The 3,017-nt window shown below is 68.3% G+C and carries 3 protein-coding genes and 1 pseudogene; all 4 read right to left on the bottom strand.

The genetic code is table 11. The annotated features are described in order from the left end of the window. Positions 1 to 233, bottom strand: a pseudogene (locus tag H928_RS0110995) (acetyl-CoA C-acyltransferase); the annotation flags it as partial. A gap of 15 nt (positions 234 to 248) precedes the next feature. After that, positions 249 to 1,742: an AMP-binding protein gene (locus tag H928_RS0110990; RefSeq protein ID WP_021026551.1), complete on the bottom strand. Its 1,494-nt coding sequence runs from the start codon at positions 1,740 to 1,742 to the stop codon at positions 249 to 251. Then, positions 1,739 to 2,335, bottom strand: coding sequence for a biotin transporter BioY (locus H928_RS0110985; protein ID WP_027010818.1), 597 nt, complete (start codon positions 2,333 to 2,335; stop codon positions 1,739 to 1,741). Before H928_RS0110985 ends, H928_RS0110990 begins: the two co-directional genes overlap by 4 nt. Before the next feature lie 55 nt (positions 2,336 to 2,390). Beyond that, on the bottom strand, positions 2,391 to 2,984 hold the full coding sequence (locus H928_RS0110980; RefSeq protein ID WP_021026549.1) for an energy-coupling factor transporter transmembrane component T: 594 nt from the start codon (positions 2,982 to 2,984) through the stop codon (positions 2,391 to 2,393). Positions 2,985 to 3,017: the final 33 nt, after the last annotated feature.

Here is a 3,017-nt window from a genome sequence, read left to right as displayed (position 1 = left end):
TGCAGCGGCAGCTGGCCCGCCAGCGCCAGCATGCGGGCGGGGTTGCCGCCAGCGCCCAGCGCATTGCCCAGCACCACGGCATCGACGGCATCGGTGGGCAGCCCCGCGCGTTGCAGCAGGCCTTGCAACACGGGCGCGGCCATCTCATGCGTTTGCAGATGCTTGAAGGCGCCACCGACAGGCACCACGGCGCTGCGGGCATGGCTGGCGATAAAGACGGGTGGCGTGGGCATGGTGGCGTTGCGCGATCAAGCTGTTTTGTCGGTGCTGGGCAGTGCAGCTGCCAGCCATTGTGCAAGCCTGGAGTGGTCCGTCTTGCCACTGGCCGTCTGCGGCCAGGGCGTGGCGCTGAACCAGCGGCGTGGGCATTTGTGGGCTTCGAGCTGGCTGCGGCACCAGGCGGCCAGCTCGCGGGCCAGCGCGGCATCGGCCAGCGGTTGCAATGGCGGCTGCGCAGGCGATGTGGGAGCATCGTCATGCAATTGCAGCGCCACCCAGACCTGCTTGCCGCGCAGCGCATCGTCGACGCCATGCACCGATGCAGCGGCCACGCGCGGGTGCTCGCAGAGCACCGCTTCCACCTCTTCGGGGAACAGGTTTTTGCCCTGGGTGACGATCATGCGCTTCTCGCGTCCCACGAGGGTCAGCAGGCCTTGCGCATCGAGGCTGCCCATGTCGCGCACGCTGAGCCAATCCCCATCGCGCAGGGCAGCCGTCGCATCGGCCTGCGCACCCACATAGTCGATAAACAGCATGGGGCTCTTGAGCCAGATGGTGCCCACGTTGCCGCTGGGCAGTGGCTGCATCTCTGCATCGCGGATCTGCAGCTGCACATTGCTGAAGGCCCGGCCTACCACCTGCGGCGAGGCCTCGGCATCGGCATCCATCCAGGCGATAAAGCTCGATTCCGAAGCGCCATAGAACTCGACAATCCGCGCATGGGGGAACAGCGCCTGCAGCGCCGGTGTGTGCTGGCGCATCCAGCGCGCGCCGCTGATCATCAGCAGCTGGAGCGACTCTACCGGCGCGATCGCACGGCGCTCGGCCAGCTGCAGCATCACAAGCAGCTGGCTGGGCACGGCCACGAGGCAAGGCGTGGCCTGCTCTCGCAAGGTCGCCAGACACTGGCTCGCAGAAAAACGTGGCTGCAGCTGCATACCGCCGCCCGTCCAGATGCCTTGCAGCGCGCCAAACAAAAACAGCGAATGCGACAGGCTGCCAGGCGCCATCACGCAGCCGTTGGCGGCCTCGCCAAAGCTATCGACGCACACGCGAAAGCTCTCGCTCCAGGACTGGTGGTGGCGCCGAAAGCCCTTGGGCAGCCCGGTGCTGCCCGAGGTAAAGCCAATGTAGAAGGGTTGCAAGGCGGCATCGGCCTGGTGGTTGCGGGGCGTGGCGGCCAGCGCGTCTACCCATTGCTGCGCCTGCGCTTGCTGGGCGGGCGACCAGGCCCTGTCGCCCAGCGCGGCGCAGCGGCCGCTGGCATTGGTGGCCAAAAAATCGCTGATCAGCGCCGCCGGCGACTGGCTGGCATCGAGCAGGCGCGTGTGGGGTGCATTCCGGGCCTCCAAGGCCTGGGCTTGCTGCGCTACGGCGGCATGCAGATCGGCAAAGCCAATGCGTTGCACGCCATCATCAATGGCGATGGCATCGGGCCGCTGCTGCGCCCAGTGGGCCAGCGGGCCATGCACCAGGCGCTGCCAGGGCGCCAGGCCAGGGGGCACGTGGGGCAAGCCGCTCACAAGCGGCGTCCACCAAAGCGCCAGTCGGGCAGGCCGCGTGCCACCGTGTGCACAATCAGCGCCACCAGCACACACTTGACCAGGTCACCGGGCACAAACACCAGCGTGCCGACGGCGGCCTGCACCAAGCTCAGCTTGGCCAGCAGCATCAGACCGACCACCCCAAAGGCGTGGACCACGACAATGCCGCCCACCACCGAGGCCACAAAGGCGCAACCCGCCAGCCGCGCGGGCGACGAGTTGCCCTTGCCCGCCAAGGCGCGCATCACCAGGCCCGCCACCGCAGCGGCGACGGGGTACGAGACAAGGTAGCCTGCGGACGGCAAAAAGAACACACCCATGCCGCCCCGGCCGCCCGACAGCAGCGGCAGGCCCAGCGCCACCGCGGCCAGGAACAGCACCATGGCCTGAAAGCCCATGCGCGCGCCCAGCATGCAGCCGGCCAGCATCACGCCGGTGGTCTGCGCGGTAATGGGCACGCCCAGTGGCAGGTCAATCTTGGGAATCAGGCCAAAGGCGGCCAGCAGCGCGGCAAACAGCGCCACCATGGCAATGCGCTGGGCGCGGGTTTCGGTGCGGTGATCGGTGGTCATGTGCATGTCCGTGGTTTCCAGTGGTGTCGGGTGGTGGTGAGGGGCGCCTGGCGGCTTAGAGCTTGAGGCGAATGGCCAGCGCATCGGCCACCTTGCGGGCGGTGATGAGCATATGGATGGTGAGCGGTGCCAGCAAGCGCCAGCCGCCCGGGCGGCCGGTGCGCACCCGGTAGGCATCGGCCAGGCGCTGCCATTGCACAAAAAACTGCTCGGCAAAGCGCAGCATCAGGCCTAGCTGCAAAGCCAGGCGCTCGACTGGCAGGCCCAGGCGCGCGAGCGGCGACAGCAGCCATTCGGCCACGCCCAGCAGATCGCCAAACCGGGTGGTCGCCGTCAGCATCGCGCCCAGCATCGTCGTGCTGACCAGGCGCAGGCCGCTGGCCAGGCCCAGCCAGGGCTGGACGGTCGCTGTATGCAGGCCACCCACCAGCGCCGACGCAATCAGGGCCACCACCACCAGCCGGCGCGTGGGGCGCGAGGCCGCGCCGAGGCTCGCGTAAAGCAAGGCAATCGCAGCAAAGGCCAGCGCCTGTATACGCAGATCGCTGAGCGCCAGCAAGGCCATGCTGCTCAGGGCCAGCAGCAAGAGCTTGAGCCCGGCGGGCAGCCGGTGCATCCAGCTGGGGATTTCGCTGTAGAGCGTACCCATCACGGCGCCCCTGGCGTGGTGGCGGCGGCTGCC

The organism is Comamonas sp. B-9 (assembly GCF_000410635.1).
Lineage (GTDB): Bacteria > Pseudomonadota > Gammaproteobacteria > Burkholderiales > Burkholderiaceae_C > Comamonas.
Note: the sequence above shows the minus strand (reverse complement) of the source record. Positions and strands in the feature narration are given on the sequence as shown.